Here is a 25794-nt window from a genome sequence, read left to right as displayed (position 1 = left end):
ATGGGTTCGGGGACTCTGTGGGGCATGCCCGACAGCACCGGTTCCGGTGCCGGCACGGCCCAGGCGGCGCTTGACGCCGTCCAGCGCTACCCGCGCGAGGCGATCGCGATCGCCCAGCGGGTGCTGGCCGCCAGGCCCGCGGCCGGGGCCGACGAGCGCTCCACCGCCGAGCGGGCCGTCGGCCTGGCCCTGCGGGAGCTCAACGACCTGCCCGGCGCGCTGCGCCACCTGCGCCGCGCGGTCCGGGCCGCCGGCACGCCCCGGACCCGAGCGTTGGCTCGGATGAGCCTGGGCTACGTGTTGGCCAACGCCGGCTACACCGCTGCGGCGCTGCGCGCGGTGACCGCCGCGCTGCCGCAGCTCGTCGGCGCCGACGCGGGGCGGGCCCGGATGCAGCGGGGCGTGGTGCTGCACTACCGAGGTCGCTACGACGAGGCGGTACGCGACTACGGCTTGGCCGTCGACATCGCCCTGCGCGAGGGTGATCTGTTGCTGGAGGCGCGGGCGCGTAACAACCGGGGGCTGCTCAACGCCCACCGGGGCGCCGTCGGCGGCACCGACGACGACCTGTCCCGCGCGGCAGCCGCCTTCCAACGGCTGGGCCTGGACCTCGCGGCGGCCGACGCCCGGTGGAACGGCGGCATCGCGGCCGGCCAGCGGGGCGACATCGCCGGGGCGCTGCGCTGCTTCGCCACCGTCGACGAGGAGTACCGGCGGCTCGCCGTACCCCGGCCGGCGCTGCTGCTGGACCGCGTCGAGCTGCTGCTGTCGGTGCCGCTTGTCGACGAGGCGGTGATGGTCGCGACGGCGGCCGTCCGGGAACTGCGGCGTCGGGGCATGGCCTCCGACCTTGCCGAGGCGCTGCTGGCCCGGGCCCGCGCGGCGCTGCTCGCCGCGGACCTGGACACCGCGACCGAGGCCGCCGCCGCGGCCCGGGCCCGGTTCCGTCGCCAGGGCCGGCGCACCTGGGCCGTCTTCGCCCGGCACGTCGAGCTGCGCGCCGAGTACCGCCGGGGCACCCGCTCGGCACCCCTGTTCACCGCCATGGCGCGTACCGCCGACCAGCTCGACGCCACCGGGTGGCCGGGCCCGGCGCTGACCACCCGGATCGAGGCCGGTCTGGTGGCCGCCGCGCTCGGGCGGCCAGGCCGGGCCCGTAACCTGCTGGAGGTAGCCGCCCGGGCCCGCCGTCGCGGCACAGCCGACCGGCGAGCACAGGGCTGGTACGCCCTGGCCCTGTCGCGCCGGCTCGGTGGGGATGAACCCGGGGCCGCCCGGGCGCTACGCCGCGGGCTGGCCGTACTCGACCGGCACCGCATGTCGCTCGGTGCCACGGAGCTGCGTGCCCACAGCGGAGCGTACGGTCAGGAACTGGCGGCCGAGGGCCTCGACATCGCGGTCCGGGCGGACGCGCCGGCGCGGGTCCTGGCCTGGGCGGAGCGGTGGCGGGCCAACGCGCTGCGGGCCCGGCCTGCCCGGCCCCCGGCCGATCCCGAGCTGGTGGCGGTGCTCGCCGAGCTTCGACTGGTCAGCGGCCTGCTCGAAGACGAGGTGCTGGCCGGCCGCCCGGCAACCGCCCTGCGCGGCCGGCAGGCCCGGCTGGAGCAGCGCATCCGGGACCTGGCCCGGCGGGTGCCCGGTGGCGGCGCCGTGCTGGCCCCGCCCGGGGTGGGCGCGCTGGCCGCGCGGCTCGGCTCCCGGGTGCTGGTCGAGCTGGTGGCCCACGGCGACCGGATCCGGGCGGTGCTGGTCCGCGACGGTCGGGCCAGCCTGCACGACCTGGGTCCGCTCGCCGCCGCGGCGGACCTGGCCCGCCGGCACCGGTTCGCCCTGCGCCGGCTGGTCACCACCGGCGACGCGGCCGCCGCGCGGGCGGGGGCCGTTCACGCCGCGACCGCCCTGGACCGGCTGCTGTTCGCTTCGCTGCGGCGGCGGCTGGCCGACCGGGCCCTGGTGATCGTCCCGGTCGGGGCGCTGCACGCGGTGCCCTGGTCGGCGCTGCCCACCTGTGCGGGGCGTCCGGTGACCGTCGCCCCCTCGGCCACCGCCTGGCTCGGGGCGGACCGGCGGGAGCTGCCCGCCGGGCCGCCGGTCCTGGCCGCCGGTCCGCGCCTGGCGGCCGGGCACACCGAGGTATGCCGGCTCGCCCAGGTCCTGCCCGGCGCGCGGCGGCTCACCGGGCCCGACGCCACCACCGCGGCGCTGACCGCCGCGCTGGACGGGGCGGGGTTGGTGCACATCGCGGCCCACGGCACGTTCCGCGCGGACAACCCGCAGTTCTCCACTTTGGAACTGGCCGACGGGCCGCTGTTCGCCTACGAGTGGGAGGCGGTCGCCCGACCGCCCGGCTGCGTGGTGCTCTCCGCCTGTGACTCCGGCCTGACCGGGTTACGCCCCGGCGACGAGGTCATGGGGTTCACCGCGGTGCTCCTGGCGCTCGGCACCCGATGCCTGATCGCGACCGTGTTGCCCGTGCCGGCCGAGCCCACCACGGCACTGATGCTGGACCTGCACGCGCGGATGCGGGCTGGCGCCGGCCCGGCGCGAGCCCTCGCCGACGCGCAGCGGGCGTTCGGTGCGGCGGGCGATGGTCCCGCCCAGGCCACCGCGGCGGCGTTCGTCTGCTTCGGGGCCGGCTGACCGGAGCGGGAGCGGTCCCGAGCCGGGTCGGCGCGGCGCCCGGACGTACACGTACCCCTGGTTCGGACGGACGCTGGCTCGGGGTACGAGCTGGCCCTCGGGGGTGCGCACCGTGTGCGTGGGCGGGGATGCCGGACCCCAGCAAACGAACTCCAACGATGATCATGTTGTTGTTGATGTTGTCCTGCCGGCAGCAGCGCTGCCGTGCGGTGCCTTGACAGGAAGGCGGAACAGCAGGACAGTCGACACACTCATCGATGCATGACTATTTATGCGAGGTGTGCCATGCGGAAGTCGCTGACTGCTGTGGCCGCCATCGCTGTTGCCATGGTCGCGATGATGGCCGCGATCTCACACGCCAGTGCGGCGAACGCGTCGGCCGGTTGTCGGGTGAACTACGTCGTCACCAGCGAGTGGACCGGTGGCTTCCACGCCGACATCGCGATCACCAACTTGGGTGACCCAGTCAACGGGTGGACGCTGCGGTTCGCGTTCCCCGCGGTCGACCAGCGGCTCACGCAGACCTGGAGCGCCACCTGGGCCCAGGCGGACCAGCAGGTCAGCGCGACCAATCTGGGCTGGAACGCGACCCTGGGCACCAATGGCTCCACAAACATCGGCTTCATCGGTGCCTGGTCGGGCAGCAACCCCATGCCGGCGTCGTTCATGCTCAACGGCGTCGCGTGTGCCGGCGGCGTCCTGCCCAGCGTGACGCCGACGCCGACCCGGACGCCCACACCGCCGGTCGCTGACTACCCGGCGATCGTCACCTGGCTCAGCCCGACCTTCGGCGCGGTGTACACCACGCCGGGCGCCGTCCCGTTGGCGGCGACCGCGACCGTGGGAGGCGGACACAGCATCACCTCGGTGTCGTTCCGGGTGGACGGCGTCACGGTGGCCCAGGGGGTGAGGACGACCGGTGATCGGTTCGAGGCGCTGTGGACACCGCCGATCGGGGAGCCCGGCACCAGCACCACCTTCGTGCTGTACGTCTCGGCCGGCACCGACCAGTCGCTGTCCGGCGCAGCCCCGCCGTTGCTGGTCACGGTGGTGACGCCGGCCTCCACCGGCACCAACCACCCGCCGGCGGTGGCGCTGAGCACCCCCGGCGGGCAGACCTACTTCCTCGAACCGACGACCGTCACGGTGGTCGCCGACGTCGCCGACACCGATCCCGGGGACCTCGTCAGCCGGGTGGAGCTCTACCTCGGCTCAACCCGGCTGGCCGGGACGCCTACCAACAGCGGACAGCGCTACCAGTTCCAGGCTGCCCTGTCGGCCGGCACGTCATCCACCTTCACCGTGCGGGTCCACGATTCCCACGGCGGCCTCGGCATCTCGAACCCGCTGACCTTCACCATTCGTTAGCGACCCGACCCTCCGTTAAGGGCAGGCCGCAGCTCGATGGAGGTCGCGGTGCAGGTCACCGCCGACCGGTGGGATCGGGCCGTTCCGCCCACCGACGTGACCACCGCCCACCTGGTCATGGTCGCCATCGACGACGGCCAGCCGAGGACGGTGCCACCACTGCTACCCGAGACCGACGGCGACCGGCGGCGGTCCGGTGGGGGAGCGCGGCAAGGCTCAGCGTGAGCGCGAGCGCGAGGCAGCCGCAGATGAACGCCAGTGACATGGCGGGCTGACCGAGCCATTCCCACGGCAGATGCCAGCGAGGGTGTGGCTCGCTCAGGTGGTGCGAGAGCAGCAGCGACGTACTCAACAGGATCGGTGCCCACCACAGCACCATCGCGAAGCCGAACAGCAACTTTGTCGATCCTTGGGCCAGCGGATGGCGTCCCTGCAAACTTCGACTGGCCCAGCCGAACAGGCACCAGCCACTGAGCACGCCGAGCACGAAGGCGACGACGCCGACGGGGTAGGCGCTCCACGGGGTTGATCGGGTCAGGGCGAGGCTCATCTTCGGCGTCGTGTTGTCGTCGTTGATGGACACTTCGAGAATGTCGTCGCCACGCTGCGCGTAGACCGCGATGTTGGAGGGTATCGTCGCGGGGTCGCAGCGCGAGTCGTCGGGAACGCAGTCATACGCGTTGGAGTAGACGGGTTCGGTGTACTCTCATCCGGAGGCCCGCAGCCGCTGCAGAAGCTCGGCGAGGACTTGCGGGCGGCTGTCGGCCGGTAGCTGCTCGAAGGACGCGCCGAGACCGGCCAGCGAATATTCGCCGCCGTCGCCCAACAGCAGGTTTGAAGCGGAGCTCCAGCTCAGCGGACTGCCGTAGATGACGAACACCGACGGCGGGTCGTCCGTGTCGATCTGGCTCACCGGCTTGTCCGGATACAACTGGCTGACCGCGACGGCAAGCTCGTCGTGGTCGAGCGGACGGGAGCCGAGCCAGGTGAGCCAGGTGCCGAAGGACGCGGCGAACAGACCGCAGGCCACCGTGAAGACCGTTGCCCAGAGGACCACCGTACGGCTCGCGGGTCGGCCGAGGCGGGCGCGCAGACCGTGACGTACGAGATTGGCCGCCACCCGCACGCCCGGGTAGGTGGACGCGGTGTCGTGTACCGTCTCGAGGATTTCGGCGCCGCGCTCCCGACGGTAGTCGCGCGGGTAGGACAGCAGTAACCAGCGGTACATGGGATCTCCCAGGACGCGGCGACAGTCGGGATCAGGCGGGGTTGGGCCGCAGGTGGCGCAGCCGGGATTCGGCGGCGGATGCCAGTTGGCGCAGCCGTTCCGTCTGCAGTGCGAGTTCGGCACGGCCGTCGGCGCGCAGCCGGTAGTACCGGCGCAGCCGGCCGTCGACGACCTGCTCGTGGCTGAGCTCGACCATGCCCTGCGCGGCCAGTCGGTCCAGCGCGGCGTAGAGGGTTCCCGGCAGCAGGGTGACGCGCCCGTCCGACAGAGCGGTGACCTCCTGGATGATCCCGTAGCCGTGGCGCGGTTCGTCAGCCAGCGCGGTCAGGATCAGGAAGGTGGCCTCGCGCATCTCAGTCACCGGGGCAACATATATCGTTGATCAATCTATCGTCAAAGCGTTTGCCTGAGGATCAGTCGGTGCGCGGCGGACCCACCATCTGAGGGGCGTATCCAAGGCGACGAAGGGGCCGTGTCCGGCTGCCGGCGGTGGTCCCTCAGCGGGGTGGTCTCACGGCGGGCGGCCTTCGTGCAGCACCACTGCCTCTGGACATCTTCAGTTAACAAACCTAATAATTAGTCACCCGTCGATATCTCGACCGGGCACCCCTCGGGAGGACCGGATGGCACGCAGATCACGAACACCCTTCCTGGCTGCTCTGGCGGCCCTGGTCTCCGCCGCCGCGGCGACCCTGACCTTCGCTTATCCAGCCTTGGCCGCCGGCCCGACGGCCAGCTTCACCAAGACGTCCGACTGGGGCACCGGCTGGGAGGGCCGCTACACCATCACCAACGGTGGGTCGAGCACGATCACCGGCTGGCAGGTCGCCTTCACCCTGCCGACGGGCACCACCCTCGGCTCGTACTGGGACGCCACGGTCAGCAGCGTCGGGCAGCGGCACACCTTCACCAACCGCTCGTGGAACGGCACCCTGGCCCCGGGCGCGTCGGCGTCGTTCGGCTTCCTGGCCACCGGCTCCGGCACGCCCGTCGACTGCACACTCAACGGCGCGCCATGCGCCGGTGGCACACCTCCCACCACGACACCACCGACCACCGCGCCCCCCACCAGTGCGCCGCCGACCACTGCGCCCCCCACGACTGCGCCGCCGACCACGACACCGCCCACCAGCCCGCCGCCGAACACGGGGTTGGCGAAGCACGCGCTGATCGGGTACCTGCACGCCAGCTTCGCCAACGGGGCCGGGTACCTGCGGATGGCCGACGTGCCCGACGACTGGGACATCATCAACCTCGCCTTCGGCGAACCCACCTCGGTCACCTCCGGCGACATCCGCTTCCAACTCTGCCCGGTTGCCGAGTGCCCCACCGTGGAGACCGAGGCCCAGTTCACGGCGGCGATCCGCGCCAAGCAGCAGCAGGGCAAGAAGGTGCTGCTGTCCATCGGTGGCCAGAACGGGCAGGTGCAACTCACCACGACCGCCGCGCGCGACACGTTCGTCCGCTCGGTGTCGGCGATCATCGACCGGTACGGCCTCAACGGCCTGGACATCGACTTCGAGGGCCACTCCCTCTACCTCAACACCGGCGACACCGACTTCCGCAACCCGACCACCCCGGTCGTGGTGAACCTGATCTCGGCGATCCGCGAGCTCAAGCAGCGTTACGGGAGCGGCTTCGTGCTCACGATGGCTCCGGAGACGTTCTTCGTGCAGCTCGGCTACCAGTTCTACGGCTCCGGCCCATGGGGCGGTCAGGATCCCAGGGCCGGGTCGTACCTGCCGGTGATCTACGCGCTGCGCGACATCCTCACCGTCCTGCACGTCCAGGACTACAACTCCGGCCCCATCGTCGGGCTCGACGGTCAGTACCACACCATGGGCAGCGCCGACTTCCACATCGCGATGACGGACATGCTGCTGGCCGGCTTCCCCGTGGCCGGCAACGCCAACGCGGTCTTCCCCGCACTGCGCGAGGACCAGGTCGCGTTCGGCGCGCCCTCCTCCACCAGCGCCGGTAACGGCTACCTCGCCCCGGCCGGCGTGCAACAGGCGGTGAACTGCCTGGTCCGAGGCCAGAACTGCGGCGCGTACACCCCGCGCAGCGGAACCAACCCCAACTTCCGAGGGCTCATGACCTGGTCGATCAACTGGGACCGCTACTACTCCTGGGAGTTCCGGCTGAACCACGGCCCGTTCCTCAAGGCGCTGCCCTGACCGCGAGGCCGGCCCAACCAGCCGGAATCAGCGTCGCGGCCCGGCCGATCCGGACCGGGCCGCGACCTGGCCCGCGTGCCACGTTCCACCGTGGACGTGAGCGGCCCAGCAACCTCGACGAGCGTCGGCTGAGCACTTCCGGTGACGGGGGTCGACGTGCTTTGGTGTGAGCACGTCACCACCGCGCGTCACTGGAGGCAGCGATGACCCGGATCTCCCGGATCGGTTTCCTGGCCGGTCTGACCGCTGGCATCCTCGTCGCAACTCTGGGACTGCCCGGCGTCGCCACAGCCGGGCCGCAGGCGCGGACCGTGTCGGCGTGCACGCTACGGCCACTGCCCCTGCCAGCGGACCTGAATGGTCAAGCTCGGGCGGTCGACCCGACCGGTCGGTTCATCGCCGGCCCCGGCTACCGAGTCGATGGCGAGGATCGGCAGCCGCTGCTGCTGCTCTGGGCCACCCGGCCCGGGGTGTGGAACCAACCCCGACTCACCGTCGTCGAGTTTCAAACGGAGCCGCAGGTCTACGGCGTCAACCGGTACGGCGTTGCCATCGGCACCGCCTATGTCGGTGACGTCTACCGCCCCTGGCGCTACGTGCAGGGGCGGCTGGAGTGGCTACCCGTCCCGCCGGTGGTCGCCAACGTCTCGGTGCACAGCATCAACGCGCGCGGTGACATCGTCGGCGCCGGTGCCGTCGAGGAGACCGAGACGTCTCTGCCGCTGCTCTGGCCCGCCGACCGGCCGGGCACCGTCGAGGTGATCGACGTCCCGCCCCACTACGGCGCGGCGGAGATCTTCGACGGCGGCACCATCGTCGGCGGCACCGGCGTATCCGGCTGGGTACGCCACCCCGATGCGACGATCGACCGATTCACCGTCCCCGGTGCCCGGTGGGTGTACGTCTACGCTGCCCGAGGGAACTGGGCGATCGGCCGGTTCGGCATCGGCAGCGAGGACGAGGACAGCACCCTGGTGCGCTGGGATCTGCGCACTGGCGTGGGCACCACCCTGCACCCGTCGCTGGTGTCGCCGCAGGACGTGAACAGTCAGGGCACGGTGCTCGGCAACCGAGTCGTCGACCACGGCGACCGGCTCGTCACCCTGCCCGGCGTCATCCCGGGCGTCCAAACCCTCATCGGCTGGGAAATCGCCGACGACGGCCTTGTCGTCGGCTACATCAACGGCACCCGACTGCTCCCCGCGCGCTGGACCGACTGCTGACACAGTCGCCACCACGACCGGTGTTCCGACCGGAGGTCGGCCCTTGCGAGAGGTCTGCGGCCCGGTCGGGTGCCGGCGACTACCGGCGTCGCCGGGTCGGCGAGGCGCGTCACGGTGCCGGGTGGGGCGCCGAGGCCGGCGCACGCTTGGCCCGCTGGATCTGCGCGTAGACGTGGGTCCGCAGTTCGGTGAACCGGGGCAGCGCCCGGGTGGTGAGCTGGTCGCGCTCTGACGGGAGGTCGATCACGAGGTCTTCCTGCACCCGGGTCGGCGAGTGGGACAGAATGAGCACGCGCTGGCCCAGATACACGGACTCGTCGATGTCGTGCGTCACGAAGACAGTGGAGATTCCGCGGTTCAGGTGCAGGTCGCGTACGAGGTCCTCCAGGTCCGCGCGGGTCTGCGCGTCCACCGCCGCGAACGGCTCATCCATGATCAGCACTTCGGGCCGGTACGCGATGGCGCGCGCGATGGCCACCCGTTGCTGCATCCCGCCGGAGAGTTGCCACGGATGGCTGCGTGCCGACTGCGGCAGTCCCACCGCGTCGAGGGCGTCGACGACCCTCCGGTCGCGTTCGGCGCGGGAGAGATTCTTGTGTCGAAGGGGAAGCTCCACATTGCCCCGGACCGTCAACCAGGGATAGAGGCTGCGGCCGTACTCCTGGAACACCACTGCCATCGCCGGGCTCGGGCCCGTCACCGGCGAGCCGTCCATCTCGACGAGGCCGCCGGTGGGCCGCAGCAGCCCGGCGAGGCATTTCAGGAGGGTGGTCTTGCCGCAGCCCGAGGGGCCGACGACGCACAGCAGTTCGCCGGGCATCATGGTGAAACTGAGATCCCCGATCGCCTCGACCTCGCCCCGGCCGGAGGCGTAGACCTTCCGCAGGTGCTCGACCCGCAGCAGCGGACGTACGTCAGGCACGGGTGACCTCCCTCATTCCGTGGTACCAGCGCAGGACGCGGCGTTCGACGACGCCGAAGGCCACGGCGAGGAGGACGCCGATGAGGCCGAGCAGGAGGATGCCGCTCCACATCTCGGCGATGAGGTAGTTCCGCTGGAAGTACGCGATCCGGTAGCCGAGGCCGGCCGAGGACGCGAACATCTCCGAGATGACCATGAGGATCAGGGCCACCGAGAGCGCCTGCCGTACACCGGTCATGATGCGCGGACTCGCCGCCGGGAGGATCAGCAACCACACCCGTTCCCACCGGGAGATCCGGTACGAGTCGGCGGTCTCCAGCAGCACGCTGTCGGTCGCCCGGACGCCCTCGATCGTGTTCAGCAGGATCGGCCAGATCGCGCCGGAGGTGATGACGACGACCTTCATGGTGTCGGTGATGCCGAGCAGCAGCATCGCGACCGGGATCAGCACCGGTGGCGGAATCGCGCGGAAGAACTCCAGCAGCGGTTCGAGGATCTCGCGTAGCGGGCGGAACCGGCCGATGAGGACGCCGACGGCGACACCGATCAAGATCGACGCGAACAGGCCGACCAGCAGCCGGTACACGCTCGGCAGCACGTCGTCGACGAACGCCGGGCCGATCCAGGTCCGCCGGAACGCGTCGAAAAGCGGGCGGGGGCCGACGAGGAACCGGTTGGCCGACCGGGTGGACCAGACGGCCCAGAGCCCCACGGCCAGGACGGGAAGCCCGACCGCGTACAGGACGTCCTCGGCGACCCGGACCCCGAGGCCGCGAGGGGCGGTCCTGCCCGTACCGAGGGCGGTCATCGGGTTGCCTCGTCCGCGAGCACCGACTGGTGCCAGGCCAACGAGCGGCGTTCGGCGAAGCGGAACACGACGTTCACCACCACGCCGAGAAGGCCGGTGACCACGACGAGGCCGTACAGGCCGACGGCGTCCCCGGTGGAGCGCGACAGCTCGATCATGCGTCCGAGGCCGGGGTTGCCGATCACCATCTCTGCGGTGACGGCCAGGATGAGCGCGACCGTCGCGGCGAGGCGCAGGCCGGTCATCAGGTACGGCAGAGCGGTCGGAAGGATGAGATACCGCAGCCGTTCGTAGCGGGTGAGGCCGAAGCTCCGCGCGGTGTCCCGGGCGACCGTGTCGACGTCCGCGACGCCGTAGATCACCTGCACGAACACCTGCCAGAACGCCGCGTAGACGATGATGACGAGTGCGGCGCGCATCTGCAGTCCGAACATCAGCACGGCGAGGGGGATCAGCGCGACCGACGGCACCGGCCGCAGGAACTCGACGCTCGTGTGCGTGGCGCGACGCAGGAACGGCAGCAGCCCGACCACGGTCCCCAGCGTCACCGCCGCGAGCGTCGCCAGCGTCAGACCGATCGCCCATGACGTCATGGTGAGCCGGAGCCGCCGCCAGAACGCCAGGTCGCGGACCTCGTGGAACAGCCGGCCGAACACGTCGGTGGCGTACGGCAGGTCGTGCCGGTCGACCAGCCCCAGAGCGGGGAGCAGTTGCCAGACGGCGAGGAACCCCAGCAGGCCGACGGCGCCCAGCAGGATCTTGCGCATCGGCCGGCTACTGCTGCTGGACGAGACGGTTGAAGTCGGGCTGCCGGTCGAGTACGCGGTACTTCCGGGCGAGCGTCGCCAGTTGCTCCAGGCCGGCCCGGTCGATCTCCCACCCGAACGCCGGGAGCCGGACGGAGTCCGCCACCGGCTCCGGCAGTTCGAGGTTGTCCTTGATGGCCTGGCGGAGGTCCTTCTCGTTCGCCGGGTCGTTGGCCCAGGTGAGCGTCTTCTTCATCGCCGCCGAGAAGTCCGCGACCAGGGAGGCGTCGGAGTCCTTCAGCTTGCTCGACGTGATCGTGGTCAGGGTGGTGAGCCCGGGAACGGTCGCCTGGTAGGGGGCGACCACCAGAACGTCGCCGCGCTTGCGCATCTGGGTGATGAACGGCTCGGTCACCCAGGCGGCGTCGATGTTGCCGGCGGCGAGCTGGGCCGGTGCGTCCGGAAAGGCCACCTCGACGAACTTGACCTTGGTGGGATCGCCGCCGTCCTTCTCGACCGCTGCCATGATCGTGACATCGCCGGCGGCTCCCAGGCTGTTCACCGACACCTTGCGTCCGGCGAGCTGGGCCGGCCGGGTGATACCGGACTTCGTGGACGCCAGCACGGCGTTGATGTCGTCGCCGTCGGCGTAGGACGACGCGTAGTTCCCGATGATCACCACGCCGAGGTTCTGCAGATCGGCGCGGAACGGGCCGAACGGCTGGCCGATGGCGAAGTCGATGTCGCCGTTGAGCATGGCCGGGATGGCCTGGGCGCCACCCTGTGCGGGCACCACCTCCACGTCGAGCCCCTGCTCCCGGAAGATGCCCGCCTTGATGCCGCCCCACAGCGCGGCGGTCTCGCTGATCGGCAGCGCCGCCACGCGGACCTTCCGCAGGTCGCCGCTCGACGACCCGGGGGACGGATCGGTGGCATCGGAATCCGTGCAGCCGGTCAGGGCGATCACGACGCCGGCGAGAACAGCGAGGGCAGTGACCTTCTTCATGGACGGGCCCTTCCGTGCGCAGCGCTTGTGCAGCCTGAGGAGTGGGGTCGACGGAGTGCCAAAGGCATCCGACCGCGTCGATCAGCGTCATGCAGAGGCGATTGATTGTCAAGAATTCCGAAAGAGCGAATCGCATGGCGCTGCGAGTGGTCCGATGGTGGCGAGAACGCGTCTTGACGACCGACGATTTTGTGACCAAACTGTGCGGTTGGTGGCGCGGGGCGGAGAGGGCGACGACGTGGCAATCGTGATCGTGGGCGCTGGTATCGGTGGCCTCACCACCGCGCTCAGCCTGCACCGGGCCGGCTTCCGTGAGATCACCGTCTACGAGCGCGCCGCCGCGCTTCGCCCACTCGGCGTCGGAATCAATCTGCTCCCGCACGCCGTCCGTGAGCTGACCGAATTGGGTCTCGGGGAACGCATGGAAAGGCTGGGTGCCGCACCCGGCACGCTTGCCTACTACAACCGTTACGGTCAGCAGATCTGGAGCGAGCCACGCGGACTGGACGCCGGATATCGCTGGCCGCAGCTTTCCGTGCACCGCGGCCGGTTCCAGATGGAACTGCTCGCCGTGGTGCGGGAACGGCTGGGCGCCGACGCGGTGCGCACCGGGCACCGGCTCGTCGGCGTCCGCGACGGCGTCGCGCACTTCGAGACGGCGGCGGGGGAGGTGACCGTCGCCGGCGACCTGATCGTCGGAGCGGACGGCATCCACTCCGCGCTGCGGGGGCAACACCATCCCGGCGAGGGAGCGCCACTGTGGAACGGGCTGACGCTGTGGCGGGGGACGGCACGGGCACCCGGATTCCTGGACGGACGCACCATGATCATGGCCGGGGACGCGGAACAGAAGTTCGTGGCGTACCCGATCGGTCCCGGCCTCATCAACGTCGTGGCCGAGCGGCGCGGGCCCGGTTTCGCCGGGCCCAACGCGGACTGGAACCGAACGGTCGACCCCGCGCCGGTCGTCTCGCTCTTCGCGGACTGGCGTTTCGGGTGGCTCAACGTGCCGGAACTGCTGGCCACCGCCGACGAGATCCTCGAATACCCCATGGTGGACCGCGATCCGATCGACACATGGAGCCACGGCAACAGCACGCTGCTCGGCGACGCGGCGCACCCGATGTATCCGAACGGTTCCAACGGGGCGTCGCAGGCGATCCTGGACGCACGTACCCTCGCCTTCCACCTCGCCACCGCGCCGACGGTCCGGGCGGCGCTCGACGCCTACGAGGCGGATCGGCGGCCCGCGACCACCGCGCTCGTGCTGAGCAACCGGCGGCAGGGCCCGGAACAGGTGATGGTGCTCGCCCACGAGCGCGCGCCGGACGGGTTCGCGCACATCCACGACGTCATCCCGCCCGAGGAGCTCACCGCTATCGCCACCGGCTACAAGAAGGCGGCCGGCTTCCTGCCCGCCGACCTCAACGAACGGGCCTCCCTGACGCCGACGGCCTTCTCCGGTGTCCTGCCGTGACCGGCCCGGAGACGACCGAACTGGACGCGGCACGCCTGGCCTCGGTGATCTCACCGCTGCGCCGCACGCTGCTCGCCGCCGCCCGGGCCGCCGAGCACCTGCCGGAGATCCCGGACGCGCAGATCGAGATCGTGCGGGCGTTGCCCCGGGGCACCGTGTCCGGCCCCGGTGAGCTGGCCGAGCGGCTGCGCCTGAGCCGATCCACGGTCAGCAACCTGCTCACCGCGATGGAGAGCAACGGTCTCGTCGAGCGTCGCCCCCGTCCCGGCAACCACCGCCACGTCGATGTCCTCGCCACAGCGAAGGCCCTCGACCTGTTCGACCGCTTCGACCTCGCGAGCGGCGACCTGGTCGCCCGCGCCGCGGCGACGCTGCCGGCGGCGGACCGCGCGGCCCTCGCCGCCGCGGTGCCCGCGCTGGAACGCCTCCGCGACGCCCTCGCGCACGCCGAGGACACTCCATGAGTACGCGCCGAGCCGCCGGTCGGGACGCCGTGACCGCCCCGCCGGTTCCCGGGCTGGAGGCCGCGTTCGAGGTGCAGGTGCGCCTCGGCGCGCTGGAGGACCACGGGGTGACCCGCGCCGGTCACCGTCGCGTGGTGCCGGTCCTCGGCGGCCGGGTCACCGGTCTGTTCGAGGCGGACATCTTGCCCGGCGGCGCCGACTGGCAGGTGGTCCGCCCCGACGGCGCGATCGAGATCGACACGCGCTACTCGGCGCGTACCGTCGACGGCGGTCACGTCTACCTACGTACGTTCGGCGTCCGCAGCGGCCGCCCGGAGATCCTCGCGGCGTTGCTGCGCGGCGACGCCGTCGACCCGTCCGAGTACTACTTCCGCCTGGGTGTACGACTGGAGACGTCGGTGCCCGCGCTGGCCGTCCTGGAGCAGTCCGTCTTCGTGGCGTCGGCGATCCGCGAGGCCGACCGGGTGCGCTACACCGCCTACCGCGTCACGTAACTGTTCCCGCCCGGGGCCGCCAGGGGGCGCTTGTCGGGCTTGCCGCTGGGAGCCACTGGCACCCGGTCGATCGACTGGATGGTCCGGGGGACCGACCAGCGTGACGCTCGCAGGTGGGCACGCCCCGCTAGTCTCGCTGTGTCAGCGGGGTTGCCCGGGGGTCGGTTGGCGGAGGCATCGTGATGGGGCGTGTTCTGCTCGAGCTCCTGCTCGCAGTGCTCTTCATCGTGATCGGAGTGGCCCTCGCGAGCGATTGTCGCGGCATTGCGACGAAGCACATCGAGCTGTCGATGCGGGTCGTTCGTCCGGTCAGCCCTCTGCGCTGGGAAGACGATCAACTCGCGCGGCGCCGGGCGTTCTTCATTGTGTTCGACAGGCTGTTCGGGGTGATGATGACACTGGCCGGCGTGGGGATGCTGGTTGCCGTCGGGCACTCGCTGCTCAGTGGGCGCTCGTAGCTCAACCAGATGGTGCCCGGCATGCGTGGCGGTCCGGTCACGGGGGTGGAGCGACGTCAGCCAGCTCGGCGTTCAGCAGATCGGCCGCATCCTCGACGGTGGCCACGAACTCCTCGGGCGGGATCCTGGCGACGAAGACCGTGCCCAGGTCATCCGGACGAGGATGGTCTGGCCGCCAGAACGCAAAGACGATCACCAGGTCGTCGTCCAGGTAGGCGTACCTGGAGACGTTGTCGACGATCTCGCCCCACTGCAGGAACCAGAACCGCTCCCGGAACTCCGTATCGTCCGCCTCCAGCAGTTGGAAGATCTCCTCCGGCGTGCGGCCCGAAAAGGGACAGGGCTCGACGTCGCGCCGGCTCACCCGCGCCGCACTTGACCGCATGGCGCGGATGAAGGACGGAAGAAAGACGCAGTTGTCCCCGGTGGTCAGCCTCCTGCCGGCCGCCCACAGGTCGACGACGCGGAGTTGATGCGGCTCCGCCTCGCCGATCTCCACCGCTAACCTGGTCCGGTCACCGAAGCGTCGTGTCATCGGCCGACGGGCGCAGTCATCGAAAGGGCCGTGCGCGAGGCCCGGTACGGACGAACGCGGTCTCCGAGCTCAGCGTGGGTCATGGCTTTGGTCACCGTGCTCGGGCTGGAAGTAGCGCTGGTTGATCCGTGCGGCGCCGCCGGGCTTCCCGGCCAGAATCTGACGCCCCTGCCACTCGACGGTCCGCTCATCGCTCCAACCGACGCAGAAGTGCAGTCGCCCTCCGGCGTAGAGGTTGCCGGGTTGCCACAGCGTCATCGGTAGCAGATCAACCAGGAGGGCTTGCATGGCGTGAGGGTAGCCGTGGGCCACGCACCGGTGCGGCCCCGCACCGGTGCGCTCGACACCGGGGGCGAGATCCGCTGTCTGAACACTTTCCCGCCTGATCGGCAATGTCAGGGTGGAGCGCGGACTTTGCCGAGGAGGGCCATGGCTTCGGATGCGGATTTGATAGGCCGGTCGCTGGGTGGCGATGTCGACGCCTTCGTAGAGGTGGTCGAGCGTCATGAGGCCGCCGTCGGTTCGTACCTCGTCCGCCGGGTGGGGCGGGACACGGCTGAAGACCTCCTGGGCGAGGTGTGGGTTGCGGCGTTCGAGTCGCGGCGATCGTACGACCGGTCGTACAACGACGCGCGGCCGTGGCTGTACGGGGTGGCATTGAACCGCCTGCGGCGCTACTGGCGGTCCCGGCCGGCCGAGGACCTGGTCGCGGACGTGCCGGACGTGGCTGACGGATGGGATCCGTGGTCGGCGGTGGACCTCGGCGTGGACGCGCGGGCGGTGCTCCGGTCGGCCCTGACGCGGCTCAAGCCCGAAGAGCGGGAGGTGCTCAGGCTCGTCGCCTGGGAGGACCTGACCGCAGCCGACGCCGCGCGGGCACTCGGCATACCGGCCGGCACCGCGCGACGGCTCCTGAGCCAGGCCAGGACGGCACTGCGAGACGCCCCGGGGGTGTCCGCGCTTCTGAAGGACCGCAACAGCGCGAAGGAGAGACACCGATGACCGACGAGCTGGATCTGGTCGGTGCGTTGGGCAACGCGGAACCACTACGCCCCGAGGCGTATCAGCGGGCGCGGGCGGTGCTGCGGGCGGCTATGGCCGATTCCGGGACCGTGCGGATGGTGGGCGCGATATCGGCGGGGGACACGACTATGGAGGCGACGTCAACCATGGAAACGACGACAAGCACGCGGAACCACGAGTCCGGGCCGGCCCTTCAGCGCCGCCGCCGGATCGGCCTCGCGGGCCGATGGGGCATCGGCGCCGGGGTGGGGGTTGTCGCCGCGGCGGCGGTCGTCGCTGTCGTGCTCAACTCGCCGGCGACCGGGGGCATCGAGGCCAGCAAGGATTCGTCGGCCGCCACCACCTCGGGCCCGACCACCGTCGACGAGTCGGCCGAGCGCGCGCCGCTGATGACCCTGGCCGGGTCCATCAAGACGGTCACCCCAACGGAGGGCGACGCGTGGCTGGTGAAGGCGACGCAGGTCCACGGCACCAGGACCATGCAGGTCGTCTACACGCTGTACACCGACGGGCACGCGATCTACACGGGCAACAGCGTCAAGGACATCAAGCGTGCGATCGCCCGTCACCAGGACCAGATGAAGGACGGCGGCTACGCTCCGCTCCTCAAGGCGGCCGTCGCCGCGGCGGACAGCAGCCCGGCCGGCGGCCGTGTCCAGATGCTCAAGGCAGCCGAGGATCCGCTGGTGGGCCTCGACCCCGCAGCGCAGAAGGCGGTGTGGGACAAGCAGCAGGCGGACGTCCAGGTGATCATCAAGCAGAAGGGCGGCAACGCCAAGCCGAAGCCGTACAGCCCCGAGGCCGTCGAGCGGCACTTCGACAACGCCTTGTGGACGTTCAGCACCGAAGCGCTGTCCGCCGGCGACGGGAACACGCAGGTCCGGGCCGGCGTGCTGCGTCTGCTGTCCACCATCTCCGCTGTCGACGTCAAGAACTCGACAACGCACGGCAGGGCCACGCTGACGATCACCGCCGGTCCCGAGGTGTTCGGCGGCGAGGGCAGCGAGGTGCTGACCATCGACGCCACGACCGGCATGCTGGTCAAGGACGTCTCCACGGTGCCGGGCCTCCCGCGGGCCTCCACGACGTACGAATCCTCCCGCGTGTTGAAGGCCGACCTGTAGACCGGTAACTCTCACCCACCAGCATCTCGTCCGACGCTCGACGACGGTGCGGGCCGCCTCAGAGGCGGCCCGCACCGTCGTTTCGTCTGGGACGGATCGCGTTGACTCGACCACGGGCCGTAGTTAGGGTTTACACCCTTCGTCCACTTCGGAGCGCGCCACCACCACGCCGCCAAGGAGGACCAATTGCGACTGCGACAGCCAAGGTCACGTCCCGGACCGAGTCGGAAGAGTAGAGCGGCCGTGGCCCTGACCCTGGGGGCACTCATGTCGGTTCCGATCGGTGCGACACCCTCGTACGCTGCCGAGCAGCGGCTCGATGAGGGTCTGGTGCACCACTTCGCGCTCGACGAGACCAGTGGTACGACATTGGTCAACTCGGGTAGCGCGGGCTCGGCGGCGAACGCCACCCTGGTGAATCCCGGGAAGGCGAGCCTGACCGGGGACGGGGTCAGGTTCAACCCCGACTCCTACCAGGGCGCCCTCGACGGCGCGTACGTGGCGCTGCCGAGCGACATCACCGCCGGTATGTCCAACCTCACCGTCGACTACGACGTGTGGATCGACCCGGCGAACGTCGGCGAGCACCAGATGTGGAGCTTCGGCCGCAAGTCCGGCTCGTGCGACGCCGACACCGGCGCCGAGGGCTCGATCTTCGCGTCGAACACCCAACGGTTCCGCGTCGCGGTGGGTCCGGCGAACCTGCAACAGAACCGGGTCCGCATGCGGGAGGGAGCGTGGACGCATGTCACGTACACCCAGTCGCTGAACCCGGACGGAACGAGCTGGACCGGCCGGCTCTACCTCGACGGCGTACCGCACGCGACGTCGACGAACCTGACCACGCCACCGTCGGTGAGCGCCGCCGGAACCAACTGCAACTTCCTCGGTCGCTCCCAGACGTCGAGTCACTACTCGTTCCGCGGCACGATCCGGGACTTCCGGGTCTACGACCGGGCACTGAGTCCCGACGAGACGCTCACCCGGGCGGATCGGACCGTCTCCGAGGGCGTCCGCGCCGACGCCGCCGCCATCGACCTCGGTCTGACCAGCGCGGTCGTACACGACATCGTGCTGCCCAAGGTGGGCTCCGTGGCGGGTTCGGCCATCACCTGGACGAGTTCGGACCCCTCGGTCGTCGAGGTCCACACCCCGCCGGCTGTCGCCAGCGCCCGCAAGGTCGCGGTGATCGGCACGATCAAGCGGCCCGCACAGGGGCAACCCGACGCGACAGCCACGCTCACGGCGACCGTCCGCAAGGGCGCCCAGGAGGTCACCACACGGGAGATCCCCGTCGTGGTCAAAGCCGAGTTCGACGACGCGCAGGCGGTCGACCGCGACACCGTCGACCTGACCCTGCCGGGCACCGATGACGTACGCGGGAACCTGAACCTCGCCGCCAAGGGCGAGTTCGGCTCGACGATCACCTGGAGGTCGACCACCACACTCGTCACGCCGACGGGCGAGGTGACCCGCCCGTCATTCGGCCACCAGGACGTCACCGGCACCCTGACGGCGACCATCACCAAGGGTACGGCCTCGCGGACCAGGTCGTTCCCGGTGACCATCACCGCCATGCCCCGTTCCGAGGAGTACGAGCGGTACTTCATGGGGTACTTCAAGGGCGAGGGAATCGCCGACGGTGAGCAGATCATGTTCGCCACGTCCAACGGAAACACCGCTCTGGACTGGACCGGGTTGACGGGTGGCCGGCCGTCACTCATCTCGCAGCTGGGCGACCAGGGCCTTCGTGACCCGCACATCGTCCGTTCCCCCGACGGCGACACGTTCTACATGATCGCCACCGACCTCAACTGGTACGACCAGGGCGGATACGCCATCAACGACACCCAGTACATCGAGGTGTTCGAGTCGCACGACCTGGTGAACTGGACCCCGCAGCGGCACGTGAAGGTCGCGCCCGACAACGCGGGCAACGCCTTCGCCCCGGAGTCGCTGTGGGTCGAGGAGATCGGCGCCTACGTCGTGTTCTGGGCCCAGTCGCTCTGGAACGACCCGGTGAACCGCACCGGCCAGGGCAACGCGCAGATGTGGTACGCCACGACGCGGGACTTCAAGACCTTCTCCGCCCCCCAGGTCTGGCAGGACCCCGCTCCGCTGTCGCGGATCGACACCACCGCGATCCGGGTCGGCGACCACTACTACCGGGTGACCAAGAACGAGGCCGGCAACCAGGGCTCGGACATCTTCTCGGAGAAGCACACCGACTTCCTGGACAGCAACCTCGACAACTGGACGATGGTCGCGCCGGCGCTGGGGCGCACGACGTGGGTCGCCAACCAGGGGTACGAGGGACCGGTCATCTTCAAGGCGAACCCCGGGGACACCTCCTGCCCCGGCCAGTTCTACCTCTGGGGCGACCGGTACACGAACGGCGGCGGATACCAGGCCGCGTGCCACGAGAACATCGAGGCCCCGACGTGGAACGCCAAGGCGATCACGATGACCAACGCGGGTGTCGTCCGTCCGCGGCACGGCACCGTGATCCCACTGACCGTCCGCGAGTGGAACGACATCCGCGGGATCCCGAACAACGACGTCACGACCACCACCGAGGTGGCTGTCACGCCGTACGCGAGTAAGGCCCAGACGACCGAAGCCACCGCGACGGTCACGGCGGCCGACGGGTTCGAGACCGGCGGTCAGGTGCGGTTCAGCATCGGCTCGTGGTCGACGCTCGCCCACCTCGAGGACGGCGCGGCCACCGTCACGCTTCCGGCAGGTCTGCCGGCGGGCACCCGGGGGCTCAAGGCCGAGTACCTCGGCTTCGGCTACCTGAAGGCGTCGGAGGGTACGGCGTCGTTCGAGGTGCCCTCCGGACCGGCCGCCGTCAAGGTCAAGGCGAAAGCCACGCCGGCGTCGGTTGTTCGCGGGGAGACGTTCAGGTTGGCCGTGACCGTCGAGCCGGCGGGCGGACCGAAGCACCACGCTCCGACCCCGACCGGCGAGGTCACCGTCACCTTCGGCGGTACCGCCCAGGTCGTACCGCTGGTGGATGGTGCGGCGGTCGTCGAACTGCGGACCGCCGACCTGCGTCCCGGGACCTACCAGGTCCACGTCGCCTACTCCGGTAACCCGACCTACCGGCCGCACGCCGCCAACTACCAGAAGTTGCGGGTGCGCTAGCCGGCACCGGCGCCCCGGGACGTGCGGGGACGGACCACAGCGGCGGGCGGGCGAGATTCGTTGATCTCGCCCGCCCGCCGTGGTCGCTGACCGCCGTATCAGCCCGGTGACCGGGTACGCCTATGGCAGCAACCACGGTGCGGGGTACGGCACCGACGCTCCCTCGGTCGAGAAGGCCCATCCGCCCGCCGGCGCGCTCTGCAGCTTGACGACGACGTTCGCGATGTACGCCGAGCTGACCGGGGTGAAGTCGACGTCGTTGTACCAGGTTCTCCCGTTCGGGGCGCAGAAGTCCGACACGTTGTCGGTGTAGGGCACCACCACACCGTTCTGGTAGGTGACGACCATCTGGACCCGGACGCACTCGCCGGACGCGTTGTTGATGTAGATGCGTCCGAGCAGCCGAGGCGCCCAGGTGCCGTTGACCAGATCCCACTCCAGCCGGCCGTCGGCCTTGGGATCTCCGGAGATGTTGCCCAGGTCGTCGTCGCCGAAGTCGAAGTGCCGTTCGGTGATGGAGAACCGGTCGGTCCGCTGTACCGCGGCCTGCGCCGGGCTCGCGGCGATCAGCCCGAGTGCGCACACCACGGGCAGTACCAGGAGCCGGGTCGCCGTCCTGCTGAAACGCATGTCTTCCTCCTTGGTCGCGCCGCGCCCTCTGCGGCGTTCGACATCGAGTCTCGGCAGGGACCTCAGGGTCACGTCACGATCTGCTCCGGGTGGCGACTCGGAGCCGGCGCACCATGACGCCACCCTGAGGTCGGACCGGAGCATGGGCGATGAACGGCCCGACCGGGCCGGCGAGAGCGAGGTAGCGACATGCGCACGATGGACATCGCACGACGGACGGGGGCGGGAGCGGTCGCCGTCGTGCTGGGTACGGCGGCCGGGGCGGCCGCACCGGACCGGTCCGCCCACGCGGGCGGGCTCGCACCGGTACGCGTCGAGGAGGTCAGCGAGAACGACGCGAGCGTGACGAAGGTCGTCACCGCGAGTTGCCCGGGGAGGCTATCCGTCTTCGCGGCGGGCGCTCGGATCGTTAACGGGAACGGCGGTGTCGTGCTGACCGCGATGGAGCCCGACGCGGAACTGACCTCGGTGACCGTCACCGCGACAGCCCGGACGGGGCACGCGAGCGCATGGTCGGTGGTGGCCTATGCCACGTGCGACTGGTCGACGAGCCCACCGGTGCGGACGACGGCCACCGTCGGATCGGCGTCGACGGTGGAGGTGAGCTGCCCCGGCGACACGCGGCTGGTCGGCACCGGCTTCCGTGTCGAAGGGGCGGTGGACCAGACGTACGTTGACGAGGTCGCGTTCGGTCCCGGGCTGCGGACGGTGCGGGTGCACACGGGCGGCACCGCCGAGCCGGCTGCCCTCACCGCCGTCGGGGTCTGCAAGGAGCCCACGCAACCGACCGGACCGCCCGGCGTCCGCGTCGAGGCCGCCACCGGGTACGACGGCGCCTGGCCGAAGACGGTCGGCACCGCGCCTGCCGGTCCGGACGCCCACGTGTACGGCGTCGGCGCCAGCGTGACGGGCGCGGGACCGTTCTTCCTCAACGCGCTCGTTCCCAGCGCGAACCTCCGCCAGGCGGGCGCCGAGGCCGTCCGGGCGAGCCAGTTGCCGGGGCCGGCCGCCGCCCGGGCCGACGCCGCGGGGGACGGTGCGGGCTCGCTCGCCGTGTCCGCCGCGGAGATGGCCGCCTTCCACTGACCGGTAGCCGTCCCGCCGACCGACCACCTCGCTCGGGGCGCCGCTGTCCCGCCGCCGGCAGCGCCCCGGCCGGTCAACACCCGCGATCGGGTACCGGACCCCGCCGGCCGTTGGCGGCGGCCGGCGACCGCTGGCGAACGGCGGCCGGTGGCTGCCGAGCCGGGGCAAGGATGAGCTCGTCCGGCGGGTGCACCCCGATGACCCGCATCGCCTCGCGGTACCGGGCGAGAGCCCGGCGGGCCTCGCCGTGCTGGCCGCCGGCGACCAGCGCGCGCACCAACGCCCGGTGTGCCGGCTGGTCGTACGGATCCCGTTCCAGGAGTCGCAGCAGGTACGGCACCGCCGCAGCCGGGCCCGCCGTGGCCCGGCTGACCTGGGCCAACAGGCGCAGCATGCCGAGGTACGCCGCCCGCGCCTCCTCGCGCAGCGGACCGGACCAGTCGGCGTACGGCTCGTCCTCGAACGCGTCGGCGCGGTACTGCCGGTCGGCGGACAGCAGCACCGTCCGCGCCTGGTCCAGCGCTCCCCGCTCCACCAGGCGGCGCGCGTGCGCGACGTGCGCGAGGAACTCCTCGACGTCCACCCGCAACCGACCGACGTCGAGCGCGATGCACGCCTGATCGGCGATGAGGAAGTGATCGGGAGCGAACGTCTTCGTCGGGTCGAACACCCCCCGGACGATCGAGAGCAGGACCGACAGGCGGTGCCCGGTGCGATCCGGGTCGTCGTCCGGCCAGAGCAGCTCGCACAACTCGCCCCGTGGCACCGGCCGGCCGCGCCGCGCGACGAGGATACGGACCAGATCACGCGCCTTGCGGGACTGCCACTGCGAGGCTGGCACCGGCTGGCCGTCGAGATGCACCTCGAACCGGCCGAGGGCCCGGATCACCACCCGCTGGTAGACCGGCCCGGCACCGGGCGCCCCCGCGCCGGAGCCGCTCGCGGTCCGATCCACCAGGGCGCCGGCGAGGGCGACCTGCTCGCCCGCGAGCAGGCCGGCCAGCCGGTCGTCGATGTCGGCCCCGGGCAACCGTCCGAGTACGACCAGCAGCCGGGCCGCCTCGACCGCCGCACCGGCTCGGGTCCAGATCGCGTACGCCTCACGCAGCGCCTCGCGGGCCCGCCCGAGGTCCTGCTCCGCCGCGGCCCGCAGTTCGAGCGCGTCGGCCAACCCCGCCAGGTCCCCCTGACCCCGTGCGATGCGGGCCGCCTCGTCGGCGAGCGCGGCGGCCCGGTCGGGCGCGGCCATCCGGAGCGCGACCCAGCCCTGGGCCAGCAGCGCCGGTGCCACGATCTCGTCCCCGACGTCCCGACCGGCCCGGTCGGCGTAGCGCGCCGCCGCCGGCACGTCGTCGTCCAGTCGTACCAGCGCCAGCCCCGCGAGCGCGGGCACCAGGACGTGTGCGTTCCCGGTCTCCTCGGTGACCCGGATCGTCTCCTCGTACGCGGCGCGCGCCTGCTCGCGCCAGCCTCGCCGGCGGTACAGCTCACCCAGTCCGAGCAGCGCGTGGATGAACCGTCGGGAGCCCTTCTGCTGGTAGAACCCCAGCGCCGTCTCGTACCGCTGCACCGCCTCGTCGTACCGGCCGAGCATCGCCAGCGCTTCCGCCTCGTTGCTGGTCGCGATGGCGCGCAGGCTGGGCGCGCCGGCCAGCGCGGCGTACCGGGCCGACCGTTCGGCCATCGTCAGCGCCTCGGCGAACCGGCCGGTACGCAGGAACTGGTGGGTGCGGTTGGTGTGGATGCGGGTGAGCAGCAGGACGTCGCCGATGCGTTCCGCGATCGGCAGTGCCAGGGCGAAGTGCTCCTCGCTGCCCGCGATGTCACCGGCCACACTGAGGCACAGCGCGACGCTGAGGTGGGTGGCGGCCAGTACATCGTCCTGACCGGCGCTGGTCGCGGCGGCGAGCGCCTGCCGTGCGCATGCGGTGGCGGCGTCGGTGTCACCGGCCAGCAGGTGCGCGTGCGCGGTCCAGGCGAGCAGCAGCGCCCGATCGGGGAGCGGGTCGGACCCGGCGAGCGGCCGTTCGAGGATCGCCAGGGCAGCCCGGGCGTCCCCCCGCTGGTAATGGATCCGGCCCAGCCGCCACGCGAGGCCGGCGTCCCAGGCCTGCTCGGCGACGGCGTCGTACTCGCGGGTGGCCGCACCGAGGTCGCCGAGGGTGCGCAACGCGTCGCCGAGCAGCAGACGCAGCCGGCGGCTCCGATGCTGTTCCGGCAGCACGCGCACCAGCTCGACCACCGCGCCGGACCGACCTGCGGCGATCATCCGGTCGCCGTACGCGTCGAGCACCCGCGCGGCCGCCGCGTGGTCCCCGGCCCGCAGGTACTCCCGGGCCGCGGCGACCGGCGGCCCGTGCTCGTCGTACCAGGCCGCTGCGATGGTGGCCGTGTCGCGGAGCTGACCGGCGGTCGGTGCGCGGTGCCCGTGCCGGGCGGTCTCGACGACGATCGGCACGAAGAGTTCCTCGGGTGCCGGTGCTCCCGGCCCGGCCGCGGCCCAGGTCGTCCGGGTCAGCAGGCCGGTACGGCGTAGCCGGTCGATGACGCGTGGGGCACCGCGGTGGCCGAGCGCACGGCACAGCCCCACACTCACCGGCGCCAGCGCACCGACCTGACGCAGCAGCCGGTTCGCGTCCGCAGGAAGCGCGGACAGCACCTCGTCGGCGACGTACCGCGCCAGCGGCCCACCGGGTTCGCTGAGGATCGGAGCGAGCGGTCCGGGCGGCACCCCACCCAGCCGCAGAGTCTCGGCGGACAGATGGACGAGCGCCGGCCAGCCGCCGGTCGCCGCGTACAGCCGCTCGCCGAGGTCCGGTGTGGAGAGGCCGTACTCCTCGGCGATCAGGTCGGCGATCCGTTGCGGGGAGAGCGCCAGGTCGGCCGGGCCCAGCTCGGTCCAGAGCCCGCTGCCGAGCAGACGTGTGGACGGTGCGGACAGCGGCCACCGCGAGGCAAGGACGACGGTGACGTCATCGGCCCACCGCGCGATCTCCTCGAGCAGCTGGTGCAGCTGCTCCGCCGAGGTCGGCGGCAGGTCGTCGACCACGACCACCCGGTCGCCGGCCGCGACGGCGTCGGCGACGAGCTGGCGTACGGGTGCGTCGTCGCCTCGGCACCAGCGGGCGCCAGATCGAGGAAACCAGCGGCGTAACGCGGTGGTCTTGCCATAGCCGGCGGCGGCCACCACGCAGCAGACTCCCCGCTGGTGACCTGCCCGCAACGGATGCACCGCGCT

23 protein-coding genes are annotated in these 25794 nt (G+C 71.2%); 12 read left to right on the top strand and 11 right to left on the bottom strand.

What is annotated here, in order from left to right; all coding sequences use genetic code 11:
• Positions 1 to 24 precede the first annotated feature (24 nt).
• Positions 25 to 2640: a CHAT domain-containing protein gene (locus ACN263_RS18830; protein ID WP_422735705.1), complete on the top strand. Its 2616-nt coding sequence runs from the start codon at positions 25 to 27 to the stop codon at positions 2638 to 2640.
• A gap of 285 nt (positions 2641 to 2925) precedes the next feature.
• Positions 2926 to 4008 (top strand): cellulose binding domain-containing protein, encoded by a 1083-nt coding sequence (locus tag ACN263_RS18825; RefSeq protein ID WP_422735704.1) that lies wholly within the window; start codon positions 2926 to 2928, stop codon positions 4006 to 4008.
• A 115-nt stretch (positions 4009 to 4123) separates the two neighbouring features.
• On the opposite strand, the gene ACN263_RS18820 is transcribed toward ACN263_RS18825, so the two are convergent.
• The 3 genes from ACN263_RS18820 to ACN263_RS18810 form a co-directional block, all read right to left on the bottom strand.
• Positions 4124 to 4591, bottom strand: a complete 468-nt coding sequence (locus ACN263_RS18820; protein WP_422735703.1) for a hypothetical protein — start codon at positions 4589 to 4591, stop codon at positions 4124 to 4126.
• A gap of 123 nt (positions 4592 to 4714) precedes the next feature.
• A complete protein-coding gene (locus ACN263_RS18815; protein ID WP_422735702.1) occupies positions 4715 to 5236 on the bottom strand; it encodes a hypothetical protein in 522 nt (173 codons plus the stop codon).
• Positions 5237 to 5267: 31 nt separating this feature from the next.
• Positions 5268 to 5588: a PadR family transcriptional regulator gene (locus ACN263_RS18810; RefSeq protein WP_422740738.1), complete on the bottom strand. Its 321-nt coding sequence runs from the start codon at positions 5586 to 5588 to the stop codon at positions 5268 to 5270.
• A gap of 271 nt (positions 5589 to 5859) precedes the next feature.
• On the opposite strand from ACN263_RS18810, the gene ACN263_RS18805 reads away from it, so the two are divergent.
• Both ACN263_RS18805 and ACN263_RS18800 read left to right on the top strand, forming a co-directional pair.
• The gene (locus ACN263_RS18805) at positions 5860 to 7413 is read left to right on the top strand and encodes a chitinase (RefSeq protein ID WP_422735701.1); all 1554 of its coding nucleotides are present in this window, start codon (positions 5860 to 5862) and stop codon (positions 7411 to 7413) included.
• Positions 7414 to 7616: 203 nt separating this feature from the next.
• Positions 7617 to 8636 (top strand): hypothetical protein, encoded by a 1020-nt coding sequence (locus ACN263_RS18800; RefSeq protein WP_422735700.1) that lies wholly within the window; start codon positions 7617 to 7619, stop codon positions 8634 to 8636.
• A 109-nt stretch (positions 8637 to 8745) separates the two neighbouring features.
• Here the strand turns inward: ACN263_RS18800 and ACN263_RS18795 are convergent, their stop codons facing one another.
• From ACN263_RS18795 to ACN263_RS18780, 4 genes are read right to left on the bottom strand one after another with little or no spacing between them, the layout of a single operon-like run.
• Entirely contained in the window at positions 8746 to 9558 is an 813-nt protein-coding gene (locus tag ACN263_RS18795) for an ABC transporter ATP-binding protein (RefSeq protein ID WP_422735699.1), read from the bottom strand.
• Positions 9551 to 10366, bottom strand: coding sequence for an ABC transporter permease (locus ACN263_RS18790; RefSeq protein WP_422735698.1), 816 nt, complete (start codon positions 10364 to 10366; stop codon positions 9551 to 9553). Before ACN263_RS18790 ends, ACN263_RS18795 begins: the two co-directional genes overlap by 8 nt.
• On the bottom strand, positions 10363 to 11133 hold the full coding sequence (locus tag ACN263_RS18785; RefSeq protein WP_422735697.1) for an ABC transporter permease: 771 nt from the start codon (positions 11131 to 11133) through the stop codon (positions 10363 to 10365). Before ACN263_RS18785 ends, ACN263_RS18790 begins: the two co-directional genes overlap by 4 nt.
• A gap of 7 nt (positions 11134 to 11140) precedes the next feature.
• Positions 11141 to 12118 carry an ABC transporter substrate-binding protein gene (locus ACN263_RS18780; RefSeq protein ID WP_422735696.1) on the bottom strand — a complete coding sequence of 326 codons (978 nt, stop codon included), beginning with the start codon at positions 12116 to 12118 and terminating at the stop codon, positions 11141 to 11143.
• A 238-nt stretch (positions 12119 to 12356) separates the two neighbouring features.
• On the opposite strand from ACN263_RS18780, the gene ACN263_RS18775 reads away from it, so the two are divergent.
• From ACN263_RS18775 to ACN263_RS18760, 4 genes are all read left to right on the top strand, one after another.
• A complete protein-coding gene (locus ACN263_RS18775) occupies positions 12357 to 13595 on the top strand; it encodes a flavin-dependent oxidoreductase (RefSeq protein WP_422735695.1) in 1239 nt (412 codons plus the stop codon).
• Complete coding sequence (locus ACN263_RS18770) at positions 13592 to 14059, top strand: MarR family winged helix-turn-helix transcriptional regulator (RefSeq protein WP_422735694.1); 468 nt, start codon at positions 13592 to 13594, stop codon at positions 14057 to 14059. The genes ACN263_RS18775 and ACN263_RS18770 overlap by 4 nt, the downstream gene beginning before the upstream one ends.
• On the top strand, positions 14056 to 14553 hold the full coding sequence (locus ACN263_RS18765) for a DUF3237 domain-containing protein (protein WP_422735693.1): 498 nt from the start codon (positions 14056 to 14058) through the stop codon (positions 14551 to 14553). Before ACN263_RS18770 ends, ACN263_RS18765 begins: the two co-directional genes overlap by 4 nt.
• Positions 14554 to 14732: 179 nt before the next feature.
• The gene (locus ACN263_RS18760) at positions 14733 to 15011 is read left to right on the top strand and encodes a hypothetical protein (RefSeq protein ID WP_422735692.1); all 279 of its coding nucleotides are present in this window, start codon (positions 14733 to 14735) and stop codon (positions 15009 to 15011) included.
• A 37-nt stretch (positions 15012 to 15048) separates the two neighbouring features.
• Here the strand turns inward: ACN263_RS18760 and ACN263_RS18755 are convergent, their stop codons facing one another.
• On the bottom strand, positions 15049 to 15546 hold the full coding sequence (locus ACN263_RS18755; RefSeq protein WP_422735691.1) for a hypothetical protein: 498 nt from the start codon (positions 15544 to 15546) through the stop codon (positions 15049 to 15051).
• Positions 15547 to 15615: 69 nt separating this feature from the next.
• A complete protein-coding gene (locus ACN263_RS18750; RefSeq protein ID WP_422735690.1) occupies positions 15616 to 15834 on the bottom strand; it encodes a hypothetical protein in 219 nt (72 codons plus the stop codon).
• Positions 15835 to 15975: 141 nt separating this feature from the next.
• Here ACN263_RS18750 and ACN263_RS18745 point away from each other — a divergent pair, with 141 nt between their 5' ends.
• The 3 genes from ACN263_RS18745 to ACN263_RS18735 all read left to right on the top strand — a co-directional run bounded on the left by ACN263_RS18745 (position 15976) and on the right by ACN263_RS18735 (position 20840).
• Positions 15976 to 16548 carry an RNA polymerase sigma factor gene (locus tag ACN263_RS18745; RefSeq protein WP_422735689.1) on the top strand — a complete coding sequence of 191 codons (573 nt, stop codon included), beginning with the start codon at positions 15976 to 15978 and terminating at the stop codon, positions 16546 to 16548.
• Positions 16545 to 17693, top strand: a complete 1149-nt coding sequence (locus tag ACN263_RS18740; protein WP_422735688.1) for a hypothetical protein — start codon at positions 16545 to 16547, stop codon at positions 17691 to 17693. The genes ACN263_RS18745 and ACN263_RS18740 overlap by 4 nt, the downstream gene beginning before the upstream one ends.
• 267 nt (positions 17694 to 17960) lie before the next feature.
• A complete protein-coding gene (locus tag ACN263_RS18735; RefSeq protein ID WP_422735687.1) occupies positions 17961 to 20840 on the top strand; it encodes an immunoglobulin-like domain-containing protein in 2880 nt (959 codons plus the stop codon).
• Between the two features lie 120 nt (positions 20841 to 20960).
• On the opposite strand, the gene ACN263_RS18730 is transcribed toward ACN263_RS18735, so the two are convergent.
• On the bottom strand, positions 20961 to 21470 hold the full coding sequence (locus ACN263_RS18730) for a hypothetical protein (protein ID WP_422735686.1): 510 nt from the start codon (positions 21468 to 21470) through the stop codon (positions 20961 to 20963).
• A gap of 189 nt (positions 21471 to 21659) precedes the next feature.
• Between ACN263_RS18730 and ACN263_RS18725 the strand changes: the two genes are divergently transcribed.
• The gene (locus ACN263_RS18725; protein WP_422735685.1) at positions 21660 to 22556 is read left to right on the top strand and encodes a hypothetical protein; all 897 of its coding nucleotides are present in this window, start codon (positions 21660 to 21662) and stop codon (positions 22554 to 22556) included.
• 73 nt (positions 22557 to 22629) lie between these two features.
• Here the strand turns inward: ACN263_RS18725 and ACN263_RS18720 are convergent, their stop codons facing one another.
• Positions 22630 to 25788: a BTAD domain-containing putative transcriptional regulator gene (locus ACN263_RS18720; protein WP_422735684.1), complete on the bottom strand. Its 3159-nt coding sequence runs from the start codon at positions 25786 to 25788 to the stop codon at positions 22630 to 22632.
• Positions 25789 to 25794: the final 6 nt, after the last annotated feature.

Source organism: Micromonospora sp. WMMD729 (assembly GCF_049315225.1).
Lineage (GTDB): Bacteria > Actinomycetota > Actinomycetes > Mycobacteriales > Micromonosporaceae > Micromonospora.
Note: the sequence above shows the minus strand (reverse complement) of the source record. Positions and strands in the feature narration are given on the sequence as shown.

Excerpts from the sequence above, each read along its gene's own strand:
- ACN263_RS18830 (WP_422735705.1), top strand. The coding sequence starts at position 25 with ATGCCCGACAGCACCGGTTCCGGTGCCGGCACGGCCCAGGCGGCGCTT.
- ACN263_RS18825 (WP_422735704.1), top strand. The coding sequence starts at position 2,926 with ATGCGGAAGTCGCTGACTGCTGTGGCCGCCATCGCTGTTGCCATGGTC.
- ACN263_RS18815 (WP_422735702.1), bottom strand. The coding sequence starts at position 5,236 with ATGTACCGCTGGTTACTGCTGTCCTACCCGCGCGACTACCGTCGGGAG.
- ACN263_RS18810 (WP_422740738.1), bottom strand. The coding sequence starts at position 5,588 with ATGCGCGAGGCCACCTTCCTGATCCTGACCGCGCTGGCTGACGAACCG.
- ACN263_RS18805 (WP_422735701.1), top strand. The coding sequence starts at position 5,860 with ATGGCACGCAGATCACGAACACCCTTCCTGGCTGCTCTGGCGGCCCTG.
- ACN263_RS18800 (WP_422735700.1), top strand. The coding sequence starts at position 7,617 with ATGACCCGGATCTCCCGGATCGGTTTCCTGGCCGGTCTGACCGCTGGC.
- ACN263_RS18790 (WP_422735698.1), bottom strand. The coding sequence starts at position 10,366 with ATGACCGCCCTCGGTACGGGCAGGACCGCCCCTCGCGGCCTCGGGGTC.
- ACN263_RS18785 (WP_422735697.1), bottom strand. The coding sequence starts at position 11,133 with ATGCGCAAGATCCTGCTGGGCGCCGTCGGCCTGCTGGGGTTCCTCGCC.
- ACN263_RS18780 (WP_422735696.1), bottom strand. The coding sequence starts at position 12,118 with ATGAAGAAGGTCACTGCCCTCGCTGTTCTCGCCGGCGTCGTGATCGCC.
- ACN263_RS18765 (WP_422735693.1), top strand. The coding sequence starts at position 14,056 with ATGAGTACGCGCCGAGCCGCCGGTCGGGACGCCGTGACCGCCCCGCCG.
- ACN263_RS18755 (WP_422735691.1), bottom strand. The coding sequence starts at position 15,546 with ATGACACGACGCTTCGGTGACCGGACCAGGTTAGCGGTGGAGATCGGC.
- ACN263_RS18750 (WP_422735690.1), bottom strand. The coding sequence starts at position 15,834 with ATGCAAGCCCTCCTGGTTGATCTGCTACCGATGACGCTGTGGCAACCC.
- ACN263_RS18745 (WP_422735689.1), top strand. The coding sequence starts at position 15,976 with ATGGCTTCGGATGCGGATTTGATAGGCCGGTCGCTGGGTGGCGATGTC.
- ACN263_RS18740 (WP_422735688.1), top strand. The coding sequence starts at position 16,545 with ATGACCGACGAGCTGGATCTGGTCGGTGCGTTGGGCAACGCGGAACCA.
- ACN263_RS18735 (WP_422735687.1), top strand. The coding sequence starts at position 17,961 with ATGTCGGTTCCGATCGGTGCGACACCCTCGTACGCTGCCGAGCAGCGG.
- ACN263_RS18730 (WP_422735686.1), bottom strand. The coding sequence starts at position 21,470 with ATGCGTTTCAGCAGGACGGCGACCCGGCTCCTGGTACTGCCCGTGGTG.
- ACN263_RS18725 (WP_422735685.1), top strand. The coding sequence starts at position 21,660 with ATGCGCACGATGGACATCGCACGACGGACGGGGGCGGGAGCGGTCGCC.